14 protein-coding genes are annotated in these 20,096 nt (G+C 54.2%); 10 read left to right on the forward strand and 4 right to left on the reverse strand.

Annotated elements, in window-relative coordinates:
• Positions 1 to 53: 53 nt before the first annotated feature.
• Positions 54 to 1,751 carry a cation:proton antiporter gene (locus QET40_RS10325; RefSeq protein ID WP_280127087.1) on the reverse strand — a complete coding sequence of 566 codons (1,698 nt, stop codon included), beginning with the start codon at positions 1,749 to 1,751 and terminating at the stop codon, positions 54 to 56.
• A gap of 228 nt (positions 1,752 to 1,979) precedes the next feature.
• On the opposite strand from QET40_RS10325, the gene QET40_RS10330 reads away from it, so the two are divergent.
• The 10 genes from QET40_RS10330 to rdgB all read left to right on the forward strand — a co-directional run bounded on the left by QET40_RS10330 (position 1,980) and on the right by rdgB (position 13,131).
• Positions 1,980 to 3,539 carry an HD domain-containing protein gene (locus QET40_RS10330; RefSeq protein ID WP_280127088.1) on the forward strand — a complete coding sequence of 520 codons (1,560 nt, stop codon included), beginning with the start codon at positions 1,980 to 1,982 and terminating at the stop codon, positions 3,537 to 3,539.
• Between the two features lie 48 nt (positions 3,540 to 3,587).
• On the forward strand, positions 3,588 to 5,690 hold the full coding sequence (ppk1, locus tag QET40_RS10335) for a polyphosphate kinase 1 (RefSeq protein WP_280127089.1): 2,103 nt from the start codon (positions 3,588 to 3,590) through the stop codon (positions 5,688 to 5,690).
• 230 nt (positions 5,691 to 5,920) lie between these two features.
• Positions 5,921 to 6,610 (forward strand): zinc metallopeptidase, encoded by a 690-nt coding sequence (locus QET40_RS10340; RefSeq protein WP_345783075.1) that lies wholly within the window; start codon positions 5,921 to 5,923, stop codon positions 6,608 to 6,610.
• Between the two features lie 262 nt (positions 6,611 to 6,872).
• On the forward strand, positions 6,873 to 7,355 hold the full coding sequence (locus QET40_RS10345) for a hypothetical protein (protein WP_280127091.1): 483 nt from the start codon (positions 6,873 to 6,875) through the stop codon (positions 7,353 to 7,355).
• Between the two features lie 225 nt (positions 7,356 to 7,580).
• On the forward strand, positions 7,581 to 8,582 hold the full coding sequence (locus tag QET40_RS10350; protein WP_280127092.1) for a thiamine pyrophosphate-dependent dehydrogenase E1 component subunit alpha: 1,002 nt from the start codon (positions 7,581 to 7,583) through the stop codon (positions 8,580 to 8,582).
• A 24-nt stretch (positions 8,583 to 8,606) separates the two neighbouring features.
• The gene (locus QET40_RS10355; RefSeq protein WP_280127093.1) at positions 8,607 to 9,578 is read left to right on the forward strand and encodes a transketolase C-terminal domain-containing protein; all 972 of its coding nucleotides are present in this window, start codon (positions 8,607 to 8,609) and stop codon (positions 9,576 to 9,578) included.
• 23 nt (positions 9,579 to 9,601) lie between these two features.
• Positions 9,602 to 10,867, forward strand: coding sequence for a dihydrolipoamide acetyltransferase family protein (locus QET40_RS10360; protein WP_280127094.1), 1,266 nt, complete (start codon positions 9,602 to 9,604; stop codon positions 10,865 to 10,867).
• A gap of 8 nt (positions 10,868 to 10,875) precedes the next feature.
• A complete protein-coding gene (gene lpxI, locus QET40_RS10365; RefSeq protein WP_280127095.1) occupies positions 10,876 to 11,706 on the forward strand; it encodes a UDP-2,3-diacylglucosamine diphosphatase LpxI in 831 nt (276 codons plus the stop codon).
• 36 nt (positions 11,707 to 11,742) lie between these two features.
• Entirely contained in the window at positions 11,743 to 12,501 is a 759-nt protein-coding gene (locus tag QET40_RS10370) for an exodeoxyribonuclease III (RefSeq protein WP_280127096.1), read from the forward strand.
• 27 nt (positions 12,502 to 12,528) lie between these two features.
• On the forward strand, positions 12,529 to 13,131 hold the full coding sequence (gene rdgB / locus QET40_RS10375) for an RdgB/HAM1 family non-canonical purine NTP pyrophosphatase (protein ID WP_280127097.1): 603 nt from the start codon (positions 12,529 to 12,531) through the stop codon (positions 13,129 to 13,131).
• A gap of 51 nt (positions 13,132 to 13,182) precedes the next feature.
• Here rdgB and QET40_RS10380 read toward each other — a convergent pair whose 3' ends face one another.
• The 3 genes from QET40_RS10380 to carB form a co-directional block, all read right to left on the reverse strand.
• Positions 13,183 to 14,469: an ArsB/NhaD family transporter gene (locus QET40_RS10380; RefSeq protein WP_280127098.1), complete on the reverse strand. Its 1,287-nt coding sequence runs from the start codon at positions 14,467 to 14,469 to the stop codon at positions 13,183 to 13,185.
• A 196-nt stretch (positions 14,470 to 14,665) separates the two neighbouring features.
• Entirely contained in the window at positions 14,666 to 16,597 is a 1,932-nt protein-coding gene (locus QET40_RS10385; RefSeq protein WP_280127099.1) for a glycoside hydrolase family 97 protein, read from the reverse strand.
• Between the two features lie 143 nt (positions 16,598 to 16,740).
• Positions 16,741 to 19,938: a carbamoyl-phosphate synthase large subunit gene (gene carB / locus QET40_RS10390; protein ID WP_280127100.1), complete on the reverse strand. Its 3,198-nt coding sequence runs from the start codon at positions 19,936 to 19,938 to the stop codon at positions 16,741 to 16,743.
• Between the last annotated feature and the right edge of the window lie 158 nt (positions 19,939 to 20,096).

Here is a 20,096-nt window from a genome sequence, read left to right on the forward strand (position 1 = left end):
CTTGCAAAATAATCCCTGTTTTTCAGTTCGAAGGACTGAATGAGGATGGGGCGCTAGGAAAGAGTTTCGTGGATCCTCCGCTGCTCGTTGTCGATCTGTTCTTCTGTTGCCCCCAGGGTTCTCATGAGATGGGAAGCCATGGCGATGGCCGCCGATTCCTCTCCCGAGATGACGGTGGTGTTCTTTTTCCCCCTGAGTATTTTGACATCGCGTAGATAGAAGGAGTAGATGGTAACGGGGATATCGGGATTGATGGAGCGGGCCGCCTCCACGACTTCCCGGGAAGGAATGGCCGAGGAGGAAATGATGATGCCTTGCGCCTTGTTGACTCCGGCGTGGTTCAAAACTTCCGGGAGGGTGGCGTCTCCGTGGACGACGAGCTTGTTTTCTTTCCTCAGTTTTTTGACAGTATCGATATTCATCTCAATGATGACCGGTTCGATGTTGTTTCGTTCCAGGATTCGGACAAGCGTTCTGCCGACCGGGCCGAATCCGACGACGATGAGGCGCTGCGTATCTTCGGTGACGGGAGGCAGGGAGTTTTCATGATCCCGGCGCATGATCCATGCGTGAAGCCTGGTTTGTTCCAGTTTTCGGAACATGGGGTTGATGCGCGAGTAGATGATTGGGTTCAGTGTAATGGAGATAACGGCGGCCACAATGATGGCTCCCGAAGCTTCGGGGGGCAGGATATCGTATTTCTTGCCCATGGCTGCCAGGATGAAGGAAAATTCTCCTATTTGCGCGAGGGCGACGGATACGATTAGGGCCAGTTTCAATGGCTTGCGAAGAAACAGGACGACAATCAGGGAAGCCAGCGGTTTACCAAGCATGACAATGGCAAGGGTGACGAGGATCAGCTGCCAGTGCTCGACGAGGTCGGCGGGGTTGAACAACATCCCGACGGAAACGAAAAACAGTACCGCGAAGGCGTCGCGCATGGGCAGAGCCTCCGAAGCGGCACGCGCACTGAACTCGGATTGCCCGACAACCATACCGGCCAGAAATGCCCCCAATGCCATGGAGGCCCCGAAAAAGTAGGCGGAACCCACGGCGATGCCGAGTGCCAGCACAAGGACGGCCAGGGTGAAAAGATCCCGAGTTCCGGTACGGGCTACATAGGTGAGGAGGAGCGGAATGAGTTTTTGCCCGACAATCAAGGTGAAGAGGATTAGTCCGGCGATTTTTAGCGTCGTCACACCCAGAGTGGCCCACACGTTTCCTCCGTCCGGTTGCAAAATGACAGGGAGGATCACCAGAACTAGAATGGTGAAAAGATCTTCTACGATCAGCCATCCCAGGGCTACGTGGCCGCCTGGTGTATGCAGAACCCGGTTGTCGCTTAGAACTCGGGTCAGGACAACCGTACTGGCCACTGAAATGGAAATCCCGAAGACGGCTCCGCTGAGCCAGCTCCAACCGAAGAAATGCGTCGCTACGCTGCCGAGAATGGTAGCTGCCGTAATTTGGACGATAGCTCCGGGAACGGCGATTTTCTGGACGGAGATTAAATCCTTGAGGTGAAAGTGAAGGCCGACTCCGAACATAAGCAGGATGATGCCTATTTCCGAACATTCCTCCGCCGTTGCCGCATCTGCGACGAATCCCGGGGAATACGGACCGACGATGACGCCGGCCAGCAGATAGCCGACAATGGGGGAAAGTTTCAGCTTTTGGCTGATGAAGCCGAGAATCAGTGCTGCCGTCAATGCTCCGACGAGAGTGGGTATCAATGTGATGTTATGAAGCATGAGAATATGTTTTCCTGATTCAGGAAATCCTCTGAAGACTATTCCTGTCAAGGTATTTGAAATGGATGACGCCGTAAGACGTTCTCCCTGGCTCCAGAATGGGGATCGGGCTTGCAATCGGGAACGCTTGACCTACACTTCGGATACTTGGGGCGTTGGAAATGTGATGAAATCGTCACTTTTTCCCATGCGTCCGAAGTCAATATCAGCATTTATCCTTCACCCGACATGAATTCCGGAGAGACAGTCAAGAATACGCAGATTCAGACACAGGCTTTCATTTACCTCGGCCCCAGTTCCATGAGTCTGATTGTTACTGAAATCCACGATGGTGATGTCCGGGTGATTGACTTTCTGACTCAGCCGGTGCCCTTGGCCCGCGATGTTTTCCGCAATGGGAGGATTTCCCGTTCGACTATGGACCGGTGCGCCCAGGTTATGGGGGATTACATGGCCATTCTTCGCGAATATGGGAGCGGTACGGATCTGTCTACGCACTTCGTCATGTCCAACATTATCTCGGAGGCTGGGAACGTGGATGTGTTCATCAACCGAATGCACGTGGCTCACGGACTTCGTGGTCGTTTGATTGACGACGGCAAAATGACCCGTCTGATTTACGTTAAAGTTCAGGAAACGTTGCTCCATTATCCTAATTTCCAGAAAAAGAACACGATGATCGTTCATGTCGGTCCCGGAAATACGCGTATTCTCCTGTTCGAGAAAGGGCGTATTACCCGGTATTCCAGTCATCGGCTGGGTGTTCATCGGACGGGAGAAGCGATCGGAGAGGAGGATTTCGGCGACGATCCGGCGGAACTGGCCGTGATGCGGGAGCATATACGGGGACAGATTGACCAAATCCGGGTGGATTATGCTTTTGTCAAGGATCTGGCCTCCATCATCCTGATTGGAGAGGAAGTGCAACGGTTGCGCAATCTTTTCAAACCCGGTCGGGAAGGTCGTGTCAATGTCGAGATGTTTACGAAAGTAGCCGAGAAGATGGTGCGGATGACGACGGAACAGCGCATGCTGGCCTATGACGCCGATTTTGCTACGGTTGATGCCCTTCTCCCGGCTTTGATCATCAACCAGTCCATTGTGCGGGCCCTGGCTCCCAGGGAAGTGATCGTACCGACTTCATCCTACGACCAGGAATTCATCTTGAGTCTGATCCGTGCGGAACAGAATCCCGGGGATCTGGAGGGGGAGGTCCTGCATTTTGCCGGAATTCTGGCGGACCGCTATATGGCGGACAAAGACCACCGGATGCATGTCGCCCGGTTGTGTGACAGCCTGTTCGTCGATTTGCAGGATCTTCATCGCCTGACGGAGCATGACCGCCTGCTGCTGCAAGTGGCCGCCATTCTGCATGAAGTCGGCACCTACATCAGCCCGCGTCATCATAACAAGCATTCCCAGTACATCATTCTCAATAGCGAAATTTTCGGACTTTCCCGTGATGACGTCGAAATTGTCGCCCTGCTCGCACGCTATCACAGACGCGAGACCCCGTCCAAGTCCGAGGTGTTGTACGCCGATCTCGACCAGACCGACCGCATGCGCGTCTCCAAAATGGCGGCTATCCTCCGTGTGGCGGATGCCCTGGAACGCGGACATGCCCTGCGCGTCAAAGGCGTCGAGGCCAGGCTTCGCGGACGTAACCTGGAGCTTTTGCTGAAAGATGTGCGAGATACGACAGTCGAAGAAATGGCCCTGCGTATCAAAGGAGACCTCTTTTCGGATATTTTCGGCTGCGACATCGTTCTGGTACCGGACCGCCGATAAATTGTCACTCCCGTATTTTTATATTCCAACATTTCACCCGTACCGATCATGGCTGACCAATACATCAACAGAGAACTATCCTGGCTGGAGTTCAACCAGCGCGTCCTCGACCAGGCGGCAAGGAACGACCTCCCCTTGCTGGAACGCGTCAAATTCCTGGCCATCACGGCATCCAACCTGGATGAATTTTTCATGGTGCGCGTTGGCGGTCTGCAGATGATGCGCCGTACCGGTGCGCGAGTCAAAGACATGTGCGGTCTGACGCCGACTCGCCAGCTCCAATTGATCCACAAACGTGTCCGTCAGATGATCGATATGCAATATTCCCTATGGCAGGAGGAAGTTCTCCCTCTGATGGAGATTGAAAAGGTCTGTCCCGTGCCGATGGATGATTTGACGCCTGCCCAGCGTGTTTCGCTGGAGCAATACTACCTCAACCAGGTGTTCCCCCTGCTGACACCTCTGGCGATGGATGAGGAATTGCCCGAGGGTGGCATCCCCTTGCCGTCCCTCAAACTGTTGATGGCAGTCAGCTTGCAGGACAACGACAAGAAAACGAAACGCCTTTGTGTCGTAGCCGTGCCGGACAGCTTGCCGCGACGCATCTTTATCCCCGACTCCGAGCACGAGCGCTATGTGATGTCGGAAGAACTCATCCGCATGTTCATCGGGGGCATGTTCCCGGGGGAAACCCTGTTGAACACGGCCGTTTTCCGTGTCACGCGCAATGGAGATATCGCCGTGCAGGAGAACGACGCGTTCGACTTTGCGGACGAAATGGAGGAAGTCCTCGTTGCCCGCCAGTATTCGGAATGTGTCCGGCTTGAAATTGAAGATTCCGCCGATCCTCAGTTGGCGGAACGCATCCAGGGAATTGTCCGTGTGGGCAAATCGGATATTTACGCTTTGAGCGGCCCGTTGATGCTGAGTGATTTTATGGAAATGGCCTTTGCGCCCGGCAACGACCAGTTGAAAGTGGATCAATGGCTGCCCCAGTCTTCCGCATCCATGGATCCGGCGTTGTCGATCTTTGACAATATCGCTAACGGGGACATTTTGTTGAACCACCCTTATGAGAGTTTTGAACCCGTCTTGCGGCTGGTGGAAGAAGCTGCCGTCGATCCCGACGTGATTGCCATCAAGCAGGTTTTGTACCGGACGGCGAAAGGTTCCCGCATCGTCTCTGCACTGACGCGTGCCGCGGAAAACGGCAAGCAGGTGACTGCTCTTGTCGAACTGAAGGCCCGTTTCGACGAAGCCCGCAATCTGGAAAAGGCGGAGGAATTGCAGAGGGCCGGAGTCCAGGTCGTCTATGGCGTCAAAGGTCTCAAGACACATGCGAAAATCTGTCTTGTCGTCCGCCGGGAATCCGGCTATCTGCGCCGTTATTGCCACTATGGCACGGGCAACTACAATGAAAACACCGCCCGCATCTACACGGATATTTCCTATTTGACTTGCAATGATGCCCTGGGAGCGGACGCTTCCCAATTCTTCAACTCCGTAACTGGGCGTACCAAAATGATGCGCTTCCGGGAACTCTATCCCTCGCCCCGCATGATGAAGGATCGCCTTTTGGAATTGATCGCCAGCGAGGCGGAACGCGCCCGGCAGGGGGAACCGGCTAAAATCCGGGCCAAAATGAACAGCCTCCAGGATAAGCAGATCATCGACGCTCTTTACCGCGCTGCCGATGCCGGCGTGGAAATCCTGCTCAATATCCGTGGTATCTGTTGCCTGAAGACGGGGAGTCGCGGCAAAGGCAAGCCGATTCAGGTTGTCAGCATTGTCGACAGATATCTGGAACACGCCCGCATTTTCCAGTTCCACCACGGCGGCAATACCCTTCTGTTCATTGCCAGCGCCGACTGGATGACCCGCAATCTTGACAAACGCGTCGAATTGATGGTGCCTGTCCAGTCCCCCCGGCTCAAACGCCGCTTGCGCGGAATCCTCGATGCCTGCTTCAAGGATAACGTCCAGGCGTACGAGATTCAACCGGATGGCACGGGTAAGCCCGTGAGCAGGGCCAAAGGCGTCAAACCGTTCCGGATGCAGCTGGCTCTGACCAAGGAAGCCCGCCGCCTCTCCAGGGATAAAGAACGCGAGCGCCTTCAGATGCTGGAACCTCACAAGCCGCATGCCGAATAAGCGAGGTAGATGAACTTCTTCGGAGAAGAAAAGGAGCTCCTTGTCCCTCTTCCTTTCCCGGGAGATATGCTGACACGGGAGAGGCAGGGGACAGTCATACTTCCCTGTTGAACGAAGTGTCGTTGTGCCTATTCTAAAAGACAATGACTGCTATATCAGATTGTTTATCATCCTTGTTGCCCCTGGCATATTATGTGTCCCCGGATGCGGGGGCTCACCAGGGCTTTTCGATGAATGGCATCTATTGGTTTATTATCATCGGTTCCATGCTTTTGAGCTGGCTGGTGAGTTCCACGATGAAGAGCCGCTTTCACGAATACTCCAACATTCCCATTAGCATGACGGGACGGCAAGTTGCGGAGAAAATGCTGCGCGACAACAACATTACCGACGTTTCCGTCGTGAGTACGCCCGGCATGTTGACGGATCATTACAATCCCTCCAACAAAACGGTGAACCTCAGTGAAGGCGTGTACATGAGCAATAGCGTGGCCGCAGCGGCTGTGGCTGCCCATGAAGTCGGCCATGCCGTCCAGCATGCCCGCGCCTACCATTGGTTGGGTCTGAGATCGGCTCTTGTCCCGATCGTCCAGCTTTCCTCCAACCTGGTTCAGTGGGTTTTACTGGCCGGAATTATCCTGTTGGCGATGGGGAGCGGTCCTCTGGTGCTTGGCATTGGCGTTGTCCTTTTTGCGATGACGACTCTCTTCGCCTTCGTGACTCTGCCCGTCGAATTCGATGCTTCGGCCCGTGCTCTGAAATGGCTGGAAGGTTCCGGCATCATCGGTAGCATGGAACAGGGGCGTGCGAAAAATGCCTTGTTTTGGGCGGCCATGACCTACGTCGTCGGTGCCCTTTCTTCTCTTGCCATGTTGCTCTATTACGCCATGATGTTTCTGAATGCGAGAGACAGGGAATAAGTGTGTTACTAGGAAAATAAGGTAATCCTGGCGCATGAAATTCCCTTGACTGGGATTGGAATTTCATGCGTCAGGATTTGACATGCTTCCGGATGAGCTGCAAGTGATTGCCAGTCATTGATTAGGAATCTACTGTAAGTAAGGCTTGCGATGGTGCTTCCCTTTTTGTTTTTTCGTTGATTTCAGGATTATTCTCGTGTATATCTGTTTTTAAAATGTGTCGAATGTGCTTGTGTGTCACAACCGTAAATATAAATAAATTATGAAAACGAAAAAAATTGCTATACTTCTGTTAGGTATTTTATTTTCTTGTTCATGTATAGGTCGAGCTGCTGATCCTTCAGGTAATATTTGCAATCAACTGCCTGTACTTGTCTTGCATTCTGAAACGCCTCTTAAATTAAAAAATAACGAATTCAAAAATCCTCAATCTCTAGATGATATCCGTAATGTGCTTTTTGATTATGCTGGAACGTTGTATAAAGATTACAAGCTTGTTGGAGGATTTTCTGGTTATCTTGGTGGGTGTACTACTTATAGCGTCGTGCTTCAGCGAAGTGATGGGACATCGGTTGTGGTCCCATTTGATATAACTGATATAATAAAAATAGTAAAAACTAAAAGTAAAAAATCAAAAGAAGAAATTACTGGATTAGAGAATGATGTGCGTAAACTGAAAGATTCGCTGAATATAACGGATTCTAAAGAAAATGTTTCTTCTCGTTTGGCTCCGGAAAACGAATAATATTATAAGAGTTAAGACTAAACACCTTCAGGTGTTTTATGAGATAGGGATGGATTTTGGCGGAGTCCGGTGGGAAACGCTGTGGCTTCTGTTGTGGAGGGGTGAAGAGAAGGAAGGCTCCCAACACGCCTCCGATGTCCGGGATACGGGCTTTTACCGGATTTCATGCCCGATCTTTTTGAGGGAAACAATTGATTTCCCGAAGCAGACGTATAATATAGCTCCGTGCCTGACTCAGGAATCAATGTATCGGAATTGAAGGAGCCCGCCGTCCGTGCCTATAGGGCCATGTTGATGGCGAGGGCGTTCGATAGTAAAATTTCAAGCCTTTACAAGGCGGGGAAGATCACGGGCGGTGTGTTTCTTGGCCGTGGACATGAGGCTATTGCGGCATCCGGCGGCGTGTTTGCCCGCATGGGTGAAGATGTGTTTGCTCCTTTTATTCGCGAGCAGGCGGGACGTCTGGCATACGGCGAACCGATTATTGAGGCGGCACGGTCCTATCTGGGATCGGTGCTCGGTTATACGAAAGGTCGCGACGGCGACGTCCATCGCGCCAAGCCGGAAATCGGCTATGTGATTCCTATTTCCCATTTGGGAGCGACGGTAGCCGTGGCTTTGGGCGAGTTGTTTGCCTACAAACTGGACGGCAAGCTGGACGGACGCATCGCCATGGTGTTCTGCGGGGATGGAACGACATCCACCGGTGCTTTCAATGAGGCATGCAACCTGGCGTCCGTGGAAAAACTTCCCCTTGTGCTGGTGGTCTCCAACAATCAGTTTGCCTATTCGACTCCCAATACACGCGAATTCGGCTGCAAGAGCCTGACGGACAGGGGACGCGGCTTCGGGATGGAAACCTACGAAGTCGACGGGACGGATCTTCTGGCAACGCTCCGGGTGTTTAAAACGGCTGTGGAGCGTGCGCGGACCGGAAACGGTCCCCAATGGATTCTGGCGAATACGCTCCGCATGTGCGGGCACGGGGAGCATGACGATGCCTCGTATATTCCGGCGGAACTGAAGGAAAAGTACGCCGAACGCGATCCTTTGGCGGTTGCCGGAAGGCAGCTTGTGGCATGCGGATGGATTTCGGAAGAAGACATTGCCGCGTGGAAGGATGAAGCGACGAACGATGTGCAGGCCGCTGTCGCCCAGGCCCAACGGGAACCGGAACCGGATCCTTTCCGCGAGGATTGGAGCGCAACGGTGTGGAGACCTTATTAACTTTATTGAACGGAACGGCGAAACATGAGCATTACATACATTGACGCCATCAGGGATGCCCAGGAGGACCTGCTGAGGGAAGATCCCGATGTGTTTATCTACGGCCAGGACATCGGCGTCTTCGGCGGCGCTTTCAAGGCGACGAAGTACTTGAAGGAACGGTTTCCCGGCCGTGTGATCGATGCCCCGATCAGCGAAGATGCGATGACTGGATTGGCTATCGGCGCCGCTATTGCGGGGAAGAAGCCTATTCTCGAGGTTCAGTTTGCCGATTTCAGTACGATTGCCCTGAACCAGATTGCCAATATGGCATCCACCCATTACTACCGGACGGGCGTCCCCGTTAACATGACGGTGCGTCTGCCCAGCGGGGGGACGCCAGGCGGCGGTCCCTTCCACAGCCAGTGCGTCGAAGCCCTGTTTGCCCATTTCCCGGGCTTGCACGTGATGACGCCTGCAACCGTAGCCGATGCCTACTGGATGCTCCGCCAAGCGGTCGAGTTGCCGGATCCGGTCATTTTCATGGAGCACAAGTTCCTGTACCGCTGGCTGAAGGCCGAGTCATACCGCGATGAACCGGTTCTGCCTTTTGGGCAGGCCCGCGTCGCCCGCCCGGGCAAGCATGCGACGGTGGTAGCGTACAGCGCGATGGTGCACGAGGCAGTGCGTGCTGCCGATTTGCTGGAAGAGGAAGGTGGGTACGAGGTGGAAGTTGTCGATTTGAGGACGGTCAAGCCGCTTGATATTGATACGATTATTGCTTCCGTGGCTCGCACGGGACGCGTTCTCGTCGTAGGCGAGGATTTCCCGTGGGGAGGCGTTACGGCCGAGGTCGTTTCACGCATTGTCGCGGAAGGATTCCACTTGTTGGATGCACCTCCGATGAGGCTCAATGCCAAGGACTGCCCGATTCCCAAACATCCGAACCTGTGGAAGGTTCACCGCCCGACGCTGGAATCCATTGCTTCCGCTATCCGCCATCTTCTTGCTATTTAATATTTTATTTCCCTCATACCATCATGCCGAAAGTACCCATTCTCATGCCGCAGCTCGGTGAGTCGATCGCCGAGGCAACCGTATTGCGCCTGCTTGTTTCCACGGGTGAAAAGGTTGAAGCCGATCAGGAAATCTTCGAGGTGGAAACCAACAAGGCCACCATGGGGGTGACGACGGTTTGCAGCGGTGTCCTGACGGACATTCTAATCAAGGAAGGCGATTCCGTCGTTGTCGGTTCCTGCATGGCCATGGTGGAAGCGAGCGAGGAAGAAATCGAACGCTCGGGAGCCCGGCCGCTGGGCGATGACGAAGCTCCGTCCCTGCCTGGCAGTCCGGAATCCGTCCCGACACTGCCTTCTACCGACGGAGGCGCGGGAAATGATACCGGAGTCCACTTCCAGGTGACCGGTGAATTCCGGGAACAATCCAATCCTGTCGTCCAGCCGAGCGTCCGCGGTCTGCCTGTCCCTGTAGGGATGAAGGGCGCCCACTATCTGTCTCCCCGCATGAAGGCCCGGATGGATGAATTGGGGATGCGCGCTTCCGATATTGCGTTTATTACCGGTTCCGGTTCCGGAGGCCGCGTAACGATTGACGACTTGGAAGACTTTCTGGATTACGTGAAGGAGTGGCCGAAGAAGCGCGCTTCTTCCATGCGTCTGGCCGTGGCCGATTCCATGCGCCGGAGTTGGACTCGTCCGCTGGCTTCCGCCGGAAGGCCGGTGTATATGGATCCGGTGCTGAAGCACCGTTCGAACCATCCGCGCCGTCCCGGCGTGACTTTATATTTCGTCCGTGCCTTTGCCTTGGCTTTGGCGGAACATCCGGAATGCGCCGGTTACCTCGTCGGTGAGAATATTCTGATGCCCAGGTCGATCGATATCGGTATCGCCGCCCAGGTGGCTGATGGCGTCATGGTGCCCGTGTTGCGCCGTGTGAACGAATTTACCCTGGACGAGTTGCTCGACGAATACAATCGCCTGATTGCCTTGTCCCGCAGCCGCCGTTTGTCGATGGAAGAGCAGACGGGAGGAATCGCTACTGTGACCAACTTCGGCGGATTCGGTTTGACGATGGCGTCTCCGATGCCGATGCCGAGCGAGTCCCTGATTCTGGGGGTGGGCGCCGTGACGAAGGCTCCCGTGTGGAGTGATGAAGTCGAAGCTTTCATTCCGGTATCCAAAGCCAATATCGTCGGTACATTCGATCACCGCGTTATTGACGGCGGCGATGCCGGGAGATTGCTCCGCCGAGTTGCCGAGCTTTTGCAACGTCCTGAATATCTGTAAAACTCAAAATGATGATGGGAACGGAGGGAGAACTGTCGACATTAGGCGTTGTTGCCGGGAACGGATTGTATCCCCGCATGATCATCGAAGGAGCCCGCAGGCGCGTTCCGGGTATTCGAATTGTTGCCGTGGCGTTCCAAGGCGAGACAAAACCGGACATTGATGAACTGGCGGACAAGGTGGAATGGTTCCGCGTGGGCCAGATTAGCAAGCCATTCAAGTTTCTGAAAAAGAACGGTGTTGAAAAGGTTGCGATGGTGGGGCAGCTTGCTCCGAAGAACCTGTTTAACCTGCGGCCCGACTTGCGGGCGCTCATGCTTCTTGCTCGCCTCCCCCGGAGGAATGCGGAAACGATTTTCGGAGCGATTGCCGATGAAGCTGCCGAGTTTGGATTGGAGGTGATTTCTTCCACGACATTTATGGACGACTATATTCCTGTGGCCGGTCATATTGCCGGTCCGCTTCCTTCTCCCCGGCAGATGGAGGATGCCAGGTACGGCATGGATATTGCCAAAGAAGTCAGCAGGCTGGATATCGGGCAGTCCGTGGTTGTCCGCCATGGAACGGTGCTGGCGGTGGAAGGATTTGAAGGCACCAATGAGTGCATCAAGCGTGGAGGAGCCTTGGGCAATGGACGTGACGTGACGTTGGCCAAGGTTGCCAAGCCTAATCACGATATGCGTTTCGATGTCCCGGTTGTGGGTGTGCAAACGCTGGAAAACTGCCGTGATGCGGGTATTTCCCAGATTGTCATGGAAGCGGGTCGGACGATTCTTCTCCAGCAGGAGGAAGTCGCCGAACTGTGCAAGAAATATAAGATTTCACTGCATGCCCTGTAAAATCGGGGGAAAGAAACAATCAACTACATCGCTCATATGAAACTGGTATCCTGGAATGTCAATGGACTCCGAGCCACGCTGGGGAAGGGACTTCCCGAAGCTGTGGATTCCCTGCAACCCGACATCGTCTGTTTCCAGGAGATCAAGGCGCGACCGGAACAGGTCGCCGACTTGTGGCTGGCTGCATGGCCTCACCAGCTCTGGAATCCGGCGGAGAAACCCGGATATTCCGGCGTGTTGACCTTGAGCCGAATTGCTCCTTTGGCTGTGACGACGGGAATCGGCTGGCCCGACCATGACCGGGAGGGGCGTGTTTGCACGATGGAGTTCGAGCGCTTCTACCTCGTCAATTGCTATACTCCCAATTCGCAGAATGAACTGGCCCGCCTTCCGTATCGGCAGGAATGGGATGAAGCGTTCAGGAAATACGTTGTCGCTCTGGCGGGTAAAAAGCCGGTTGTCTTTTGTGGCGATTTGAATGTCGCTCATGAGGAAATCGACATTGCCCGTCCGGATACGAATCATTTTTCCGCCGGTTTTTCCGATGAGGAGCGTGCCGATTTTACGGAACTTCTCCAATCCGGTTTTGTTGATACCTTCCGGGCCTTGCATCCCGATGCCCGTGACGAGTACTCCTGGTGGTCGTATCGTGGCGGAGCCCGCGCCCGCAATGTGGGATGGCGCATCGATTATTTCTGTGTGTCGCAGGCGTTGATGCCGTGTGTCAAGGCGGCCTCCATCCATCAGGATGTGATGGGATCGGACCATTGTCCCGTATCGTTGGAACTCGATTGACGGATTGCTGCCCCCTTTTCTTCGCTTATGAAACCTCTTCTCGTGATTGCAACACGCAATGCCCACAAGACGGATGAAATCCGTGCCATGCTGGCGGATTCCTACGAAGTCCGTGATTTGTCCTCCTTTCCGGAGGCGCCTTCCGTCGAAGAAACGGGGACGACGTTTTTGGAAAATGCTACGTTGAAGGCGGTTTCCGCTTCCAAATGCATCCCCGGGATCATTCTGGCGGATGATTCCGGCATTGAGGTGGACGCCTTGGGTGGCAAACCCGGCGTATGGTCGTCAAGTTTTGGCGGAGAGGAAGGAAATCATGACAAGAACAATGCTTTCATGATCAGCGAACTGAAACGTGTCGGAGCCGACTCTTCGGAGAAAGCGGCGGCACGGTTCCGCTGTGTGATGGTTCTGGCAAAGGACGGATGTGTCATTGCCGAATTTTCCGGCAGTGTGGAAGGCCGCATGGTGGCGGAGAAGCGCGGGGAGGGCGGTTTTGGTTATGACCCGTTATTTATACCGGAGGGTTACGACAAGACTTTTGCCGAGTTGCCCGGTGACGTCAAAAACTCAATGTCCCACCGGGCTCGCGCCTTGGAAAAAGCCGTGGCCTGGCTCGCTTCACGGTCATAATTTCTTGTTGTCGGGGATTTCCCCTGAAGCGTTTTTCCTGTCCGGTTTACTTTACAGATACCGGACGTAGATGTAGACGGCCGAGATACAGACGGAAAGCATCATCAGAGGAAAGGCCACCTTCATGAATTGGAGGAAGGAGATGCTGCAACCGCGCTTGGAGGCGATGCTGATTGCAACGACATTGGCGCTTGCTCCGACAATCGTGCCGTTGCCTCCCAGGCAGGCGCCCAGGGACAGTGCCCACCAGAGAGGTTCCAGATTTGTCATTCCCATGGCCCCCATGTCCTTGATCAGGGGGATCATGGTGGCAACAAACGGAATATTATCGACGAAAGCGGACATGATCGCACTGAGGAAGAGGATGGCCATCGTCGTGACGGTATGGTCGCCCTTGGTGGCGTGCATCGTGAATTGAGCCAGTTCGTTGATGATTCCGGTTTGGACGAGAGCACCAACCAGAATGAAAAGCCCGACGAAGAAGAAGATGGCCGTCCATTCGACCCGGCTGAAGACGTTTTCCAGAATCCGGGTATTGCTGGAGAGTGTCAGAAGCATGAGGAAGGAAGCTCCGGCCAGGGCAACGGTACCGGATTCCATGCCAATTTGTCCGTGAAAGATGAACATGAGGACGGTCATGGCCAGGACGGTAAGGCATTTCTTGAGCAGGATTGGTTTTTTTATCAGGCTGCGTTCGTTCATGTTCATGATCTTTCGGCGCAGTTCCGGAGTTGTCTTCAAGTCCTTTCTGTAGATGAGGACGATGATGGCGATCGTGACGGCCAGGATGACCAGGCAAATATCTCCCAGGTTGCTTAAGAATGATATGAAGTCCAGTTCTTTGACGGCGCTGCCGATCATAATGTTGGGCGGATCGCCGATGAGGGTAGCGGTACCGCCGATGTTAGAGGCCATGATCTGGGCAATGATGAAAGGCCGAGCAGGGACTTTGATGTCTGCCGTGATGCTGAATGTGACCGGAATCATCAGGAGGACGGTTGTGACGTTGTCCAGGAAGGCCGAGCAGAATGCCGTCAGCACCGACAGGAAAACCAGCAGCAGAATGGGATTGCCCCGTGCCTTTTTGGCCGACCATACCGCCATGTAGCTGAAAACTCCCGTTTGCATGGTAATCGTCACCAGGATCATCATTCCGATCAAGAGACCTAACGTATTGAAATCAATATAGGAGATGGCCTGCTCCTGTGTGAGAATCCCCGTCAGAATCATGAGGACGGCGCCGAAAAGAGCGACGATGGTCCGGTGGATTTTCTCGGAGACGATCAGTGTGTAAGAGGCGACAAAGATAAAGGCGGCGAGGCAGGCGGCTACACTCATAAACAAATTTCTTGGGAAATAGTAATGTACGGATGATCGCGCAGACTGGATTTACGTGATTCGCGGAATTGTGCGTCTGCCTATTTCGAAAGGCAAGACAAAGGTCAGTACTCTCGTCTCGAAAAAAAACGGCAGGACGGAGGCATAATACCTCCATCCTGCCGTTCGGGATAAACGAATAACTAATTTTTTCCTTTTATTTGCCGGCGGGTACGAGCCGGGCGATACCGCCGCCCTTGACGCGCATGGTGAAGTCAAGTTTGTCCTGGCTGGAGACATCTTTGGTTTCCACGTTCCATCCGTCGTTCTTGTCGGAGAGATCGCGGAGGATGGTGGCCTTGTAGGGAATGTCCTTCTTGAGGAAGTCAAGGGGGATAGAAACGGTGCGTTCTCCGGCATCGCCATTCATGAGAGCAATGTACCACTGGTCGCCGCTTCGGCGAGCAAAGGCGGCGCATTCTCCGATTTTGGAGGGAGAAAGGACGATAGTCTCATCCCATGTGGAAGGAATATTGCGGATGAGATCGCGTTCCGGCGAGCCTTTCGGAAATGCGGCTTCCATATCCTTGGGATTGGAAATCCAGTGCAGCAGCGGGGACGTGTAGATGATGTTGGTGGCCATTTGCAGGGGCCAGGAGGAGCCGCGCAGCTTGACTCCGTGGCCGAAGTAGCCGCCGGTGAAATCCGCGTGTCCGGAGACGAGGCGTGTGAAGGGGAGGGCGCAGTAGTGCTGGCCGCTGATGGTACCCCAGATGTTTTGCTCGCCTCCGTAGATGCCTTCACGGGTCATTTCATGAGGCCAGGCGCGTTCTTCACCCGTAGGGGTATTGGCACCGTGGAAGTTGACCATGATCTTGTTTTTAGCCAGGTTTTTGGCAACGGCATCGTAGAAAGCAAGTCGTTCCTTGGAGGCGGAGTCCATGAAATCGATCTTGATTCCTTTAATCCCCGTTTTTGCGATTTTCTCGAAGAAGGTACGCATGCTTTCCCAGTCATTGGCCGGGTTGTTGACGTCCGACCAGCGCAGCCAGATCCAGATGCCTACGTTTTTATCGGCGGCGTATTGGACGAGCTTGGCAACTTTGTCGATGCTTTCATCAAGGGATTTGCCCCATTTTTTCCAGCCTTCGTCGACGAGATGGTATTCCCAGCCGAAGTCGGAAGCCATGTCTACGAAGGAGTACTGGTCGTCTTCCCTGACATTGCCGCGGTCCCACCAGGTCCATGTGGAACGGCCGGGCTTGATCCAGGATGAACGGGAACCATCCGGAAGGATCGTTTTATCGGGTTCCGGAGCCAACGATGTGACGATATCGTTGTGGAGCAGGGCATTCAAATTGTCGGCGACGAGGATGACTCTCCAGGGCATGGAAATCGAAGACGGAACTGAGAATCCCTGAGGGTCCTGGAAATGAAGAGCCTTGCAGGACCCTTCGTCGAGGGCGAATTTGATGCCGCCCCATTGTTTATCGAAATTGCTTGCCTCCTGGATGAACGCGAAGCCTCCATCCGGGAGTTCCACCGTAATGGGCATGCTTCTGACATAGCTGCGGGGATTCTTCTTGTCCTTCTTGAAGTCGGCTATTTTGGAAGGGCTCCAGACACCTTCGCAGGGACCGAGAGCAGAATTGGCATCCTGAGTCCAGAGTGTGGCGTCGCCGGGGAATGTGAAGGACGTGTTTTCGCTGCCGATAGCCAAGGTCGGAGCCGATTTCATCTCATCCGTCCATTCGTAACGGAAAGCGACGCCGTCATTGAAGACGCGTGCACGAATGCAGATGTCCGCGTTGTCTCCCGAGGCCAGATATTCGTTGAATTCGACGGATCCGGAAGGATATTTCCCCCGGGTTTCAAAAGTTTCCTTCGTGTTTTCGGCTACTTTTTGCAAGTTCCATCCTTTGATTCCGTCGGCAATGTCCTTGTCATTGATTTTGATGCCGAGTTGGGATGGTTCCAGAATGGTTTTGTCTTTTTTCTGCAGAGATTGCGTGGCTTTGCCGTCGTGGGAGTCGAGTTTCCAGACGAGTTGACCGTCCGGAGAGGTCATGGTGACGGACTGATCGGCGGCCAGAATAGTCCCGGCAAGAGTCAAACCGGCAATACTGCTGAGGATGATAGGATATTTCATAAAATCGGTCTTATCCCATATACGTTCCCTTTCTGGCGATTATTACACGGAAAATAGAATAACCGTGAAAAAATACCCCTCCGAATGCTGAAAGGCATCCGGAGGGATGAGGAAAAGGCAGAAATGGTGTAAGCCGATATCCGTCAGGCGTTATGGTATTCTTGCAATGATTTTGGAATACTGGTTTTCGTCTGAGCGGCACGGATTGCGGCTACAGTCGCCTTGGCTGCAGCGATGGTTGTCATGTACGGGATCTTGTGACGGATGGCAAGCATGCGGATGTAGGAATCATCAATTTTGCTGTCACGCCCGGCCGGAGTGTTGATGATCAGATTGATTTGCTTGTTTTTGATCATGTCCGCAAGATTCGGGCGGCCTTCGTGCAGCTTAAGGGCGGCTTCCGTGGAGATGCCTTCCCGGCTGAGACAGTCTGCCGTACCTTCCGTTGCAACGAGGGTGAAACCGAGATCTGCCAGATCGCGGGCAAGCGGAGCGATATCTTTCTTGGCCCGGTCGGAAACGGTCAGTAAAACCTTGCCGGAGGTCGGCAGGGTACAGCCCGCGGCTTCCTGGGATTTGTAGTAGGCCATGCCGAAGTCTTCGGCTACGCCCAGTACTTCGCCGGTAGCACGCATTTCGGGGCCGAGAACGGGGTCCACTTCCGGGAACATGTTGAAGGGGAATACTGCCTCCTTGACTCCGATGAAACGAGTGGGCCGAGGCTTGACACCGAGGCTCTTGAGCGTCTCTCCCAGCATGATTTGAGTGGCATAGCGGGCCATTTGTACGCCTGTTACCTTCGAGACGATGGGAACGGTACGGGAGGCGCGCGGATTGGCTTCGATGATGTATACCTCATCGTCGCAGATGGCGAACTGGACGTTCAAGATGCCATGGACTTTGAAGTCGCGGGCAATTTTGGCGGCGTGGTCTTCGATCGTGCGAATATGCTTTTCCGGGATACTCGTCGGAGGGATGGAACAGGCAGAGTCTCCGGAGTGAATACCCGCAAGCTCGATGTGCTCCATGACGGTGGCGACGAAGGTATCTTCGCCGTCGGCCAAGGCATCGACTTCGGCTTCCGTGGCGTTGTCGAGGAAGCGGTCGATGAGCATCGGATATTCCGGGCTGACCTGGATCGCTTCGACGGCATACCTCTTGAGAGTTTCTTCGTCGTAGATGACTTCCATGCCGCGGCCGCCGAGCACGAAGGACGGCCGGACCATGACGGGATAGCCGATCTTGCGTCCGAGTTCGATGGCTTCTTCCAGGGAACGGGCTGTGCCGCTCTCCGGCTGGAGTATATCCAGAGCGATCATACGTTCGCGGAAGTATTCGCGGTCTTCGGCAAGGCGGATACCTTCCGGCTGGGTACCGAGGATTTTGACGCCGGCATCCTTGAGCGCCTGGGCAATGTTCAGCGGGGTTTGGCCTCCGAATTGGACGATGACTCCTTCGGGTTTTTCCTTGTCGTAGATGGTCAGGACGTCTTCTACCGTGATAGGTTCGAAGTAGAGTTTGTTGGCTGTATCGAAGTCCGTGGAGACGGTTTCCGGGTTACAGTTGATCATGATGGACTCGTAACCTGCGTCGCGCAGGGCAAAAGCGGCATGGACACAGGTGTAGTCGAATTCGATCCCCTGGCCGATGCGGTTGGGACCGCCGCCGATGATAAGGATTTTCTTGTGGTCGGATGTCGGTACTTCGTCGGCAGAGCCATTGTAGGAGGAATAGTAGTATTCCGCATTTTCCACGCCGCTGACGGGCACCGTGTGGTAGGTAGCGATGATGCCGGCTTCGATGCGGCGCTGGCGCACCAGTTTTTCTTCGATACCGAAAGCGTGGGCAAGATATTTGTCGGAGAACCCTTCCTTCTTGGCTTGCTTGAGTACTTCGATGGGCAGAGTGTCCCAGGTGTACTGGTTGAGGGCGACATCGAAGTCGGCCAGTTCCTTCATTTGTTCGATGAAGAAGGGAGTGATGCTGGTGAGTTTGACAATTTCGCTGACGGGCGTACCGCGGTAGAGGAGTTCGTACACCTGGAAGAAGCGCTGGCTGTTGCCGTAGGTGATGCGTGATTTCAGTTCCGTGTCGCTGAGTGCGGCGATTTTTTTGACGCGACCCAGGCCGCTGCGGCCGATTTCGAGGGAACGGATCGCCTTCTGGAAGGCTTCCTTGAAGTTTTTGCCGATACTCATGACTTCACCGACAGCCTTCATCTGGGTACCGAGCTTGTCGGCGGCTTTCGGGAATTTTTCAAAGGCCCAGCGGGCAAATTTGACGACGACGTAATCGCCGTACGGTTCGTATTTTTCGAGAGATCCCTTTCTCCAATAGGGGAGCTCGTCCAGCGTGATGCCGGTGGCGAGCTGGGTGGAAACCGACGCAATAGGGAATCCGGTGGCTTTGGATGCCAGGGCGGATGAACGGGACGTACGAGGATTGATTTCGATGACGATGATGCGCCCGTCTTCTCGGTTGTGGGCAAACTGGACATTGGTACCGCCGGTGACACCGATGGCGTCGAGGATGCGGTAGGAGTAGTCCTGGAGTTTGTTCTGGACTTCCTGGGGAACGGTCAGCATGGGGGCGACACAGAAGCTGTCTCCCGTGTGGACACCCATGGGGTCGACGTTTTCGATGAAGCAGACGGTGATTTTCTGTCCCTTTTGGTCACGGACGACTTCAAGTTCCAGTTCTTCCCAGCCGAGGGCGCATTCTTCAACGAGCACCTGGTTGATGAGAGAGGCGGCGAGGCCGCGGGCAACGACATCCCGTAATTCCTCGACATTGTAGACGATGCCGCCACCGGTACCGCCCATGGTGTAGGCAGGGCGGAGGACGACGGGATAACCGAGCTTTTCGGCAACTTTCTCGGCTTCTTCGACGGTATAGATTGGTTCGGACGCAGCTACGGGTACGCCGATTTTACCCATGGTTTCCTTGAAAATGATCCGGTCTTCTCCACGGGCGATGGCTTCCAGGTCCACGCCGATGACCTCCACATTGAACTTGGAGAGGATGCCTTCTTCATGGAGTTTGGATGCAAGGTTGAGGGCCGTTTGACCACCGAGGTTGGGAAGCAGGGCATCCGGACGTTCCTTATCGATGACGGCGGTGATGCGGTCAATGGTCAGGGGCTCAATGTAGGTATGGTCGGCCATGGCCGGATCCGTCATGATCGTGGCCGGATTGGAATTCACCAGAACGACTTCGTAGCCTGCATTGCGAAGAGCCTTGCAAGCCTGCGTGCCCGAATAGTCGAATTCACAGGCCTGGCCGATGATGATGGGGCCGGAGCCGATGATGAGGATTTTGTGGATATCAGTACGTTGAGCCATGTTTGTTCCTTTTTGTTGTCCTGTTGTGAAGAGGAGCGGGAGAAAACGACCGGATTTGTCATGCAAACCGTAGGTTTTCGGGAGAGTATTTCCACCTCTTGGTCAAGTCAAGCTAGCTGTCGGGGTGAATGGATTTTTCGAGTGAATTTAAGGCGATT

Source organism: Akkermansia sp. N21169 (assembly GCF_029854675.1).
GTDB lineage: Bacteria > Verrucomicrobiota > Verrucomicrobiia > Verrucomicrobiales > Akkermansiaceae > Akkermansia.

Excerpts from the sequence above, each read along its gene's own strand:
- QET40_RS10325 (WP_280127087.1), bottom strand. The coding sequence starts at position 1,751 with ATGCTTCATAACATCACATTGATACCCACTCTCGTCGGAGCATTGACG.
- QET40_RS10330 (WP_280127088.1), top strand. The coding sequence starts at position 1,980 with ATGAATTCCGGAGAGACAGTCAAGAATACGCAGATTCAGACACAGGCT.
- ppk1 (WP_280127089.1), top strand. The coding sequence starts at position 3,588 with ATGGCTGACCAATACATCAACAGAGAACTATCCTGGCTGGAGTTCAAC.
- QET40_RS10340 (WP_345783075.1), top strand. The coding sequence starts at position 5,921 with ATGAATGGCATCTATTGGTTTATTATCATCGGTTCCATGCTTTTGAGC.
- QET40_RS10345 (WP_280127091.1), top strand. The coding sequence starts at position 6,873 with ATGAAAACGAAAAAAATTGCTATACTTCTGTTAGGTATTTTATTTTCT.
- QET40_RS10355 (WP_280127093.1), top strand. The coding sequence starts at position 8,607 with ATGAGCATTACATACATTGACGCCATCAGGGATGCCCAGGAGGACCTG.
- QET40_RS10360 (WP_280127094.1), top strand. The coding sequence starts at position 9,602 with ATGCCGAAAGTACCCATTCTCATGCCGCAGCTCGGTGAGTCGATCGCC.
- lpxI (WP_280127095.1), top strand. The coding sequence starts at position 10,876 with ATGATGATGGGAACGGAGGGAGAACTGTCGACATTAGGCGTTGTTGCC.
- QET40_RS10370 (WP_280127096.1), top strand. The coding sequence starts at position 11,743 with ATGAAACTGGTATCCTGGAATGTCAATGGACTCCGAGCCACGCTGGGG.
- rdgB (WP_280127097.1), top strand. The coding sequence starts at position 12,529 with ATGAAACCTCTTCTCGTGATTGCAACACGCAATGCCCACAAGACGGAT.
- QET40_RS10380 (WP_280127098.1), bottom strand. The coding sequence starts at position 14,469 with ATGAGTGTAGCCGCCTGCCTCGCCGCCTTTATCTTTGTCGCCTCTTAC.
- QET40_RS10385 (WP_280127099.1), bottom strand. The coding sequence starts at position 16,597 with ATGAAATATCCTATCATCCTCAGCAGTATTGCCGGTTTGACTCTTGCC.
- carB (WP_280127100.1), bottom strand. The coding sequence starts at position 19,938 with ATGGCTCAACGTACTGATATCCACAAAATCCTCATCATCGGCTCCGGC.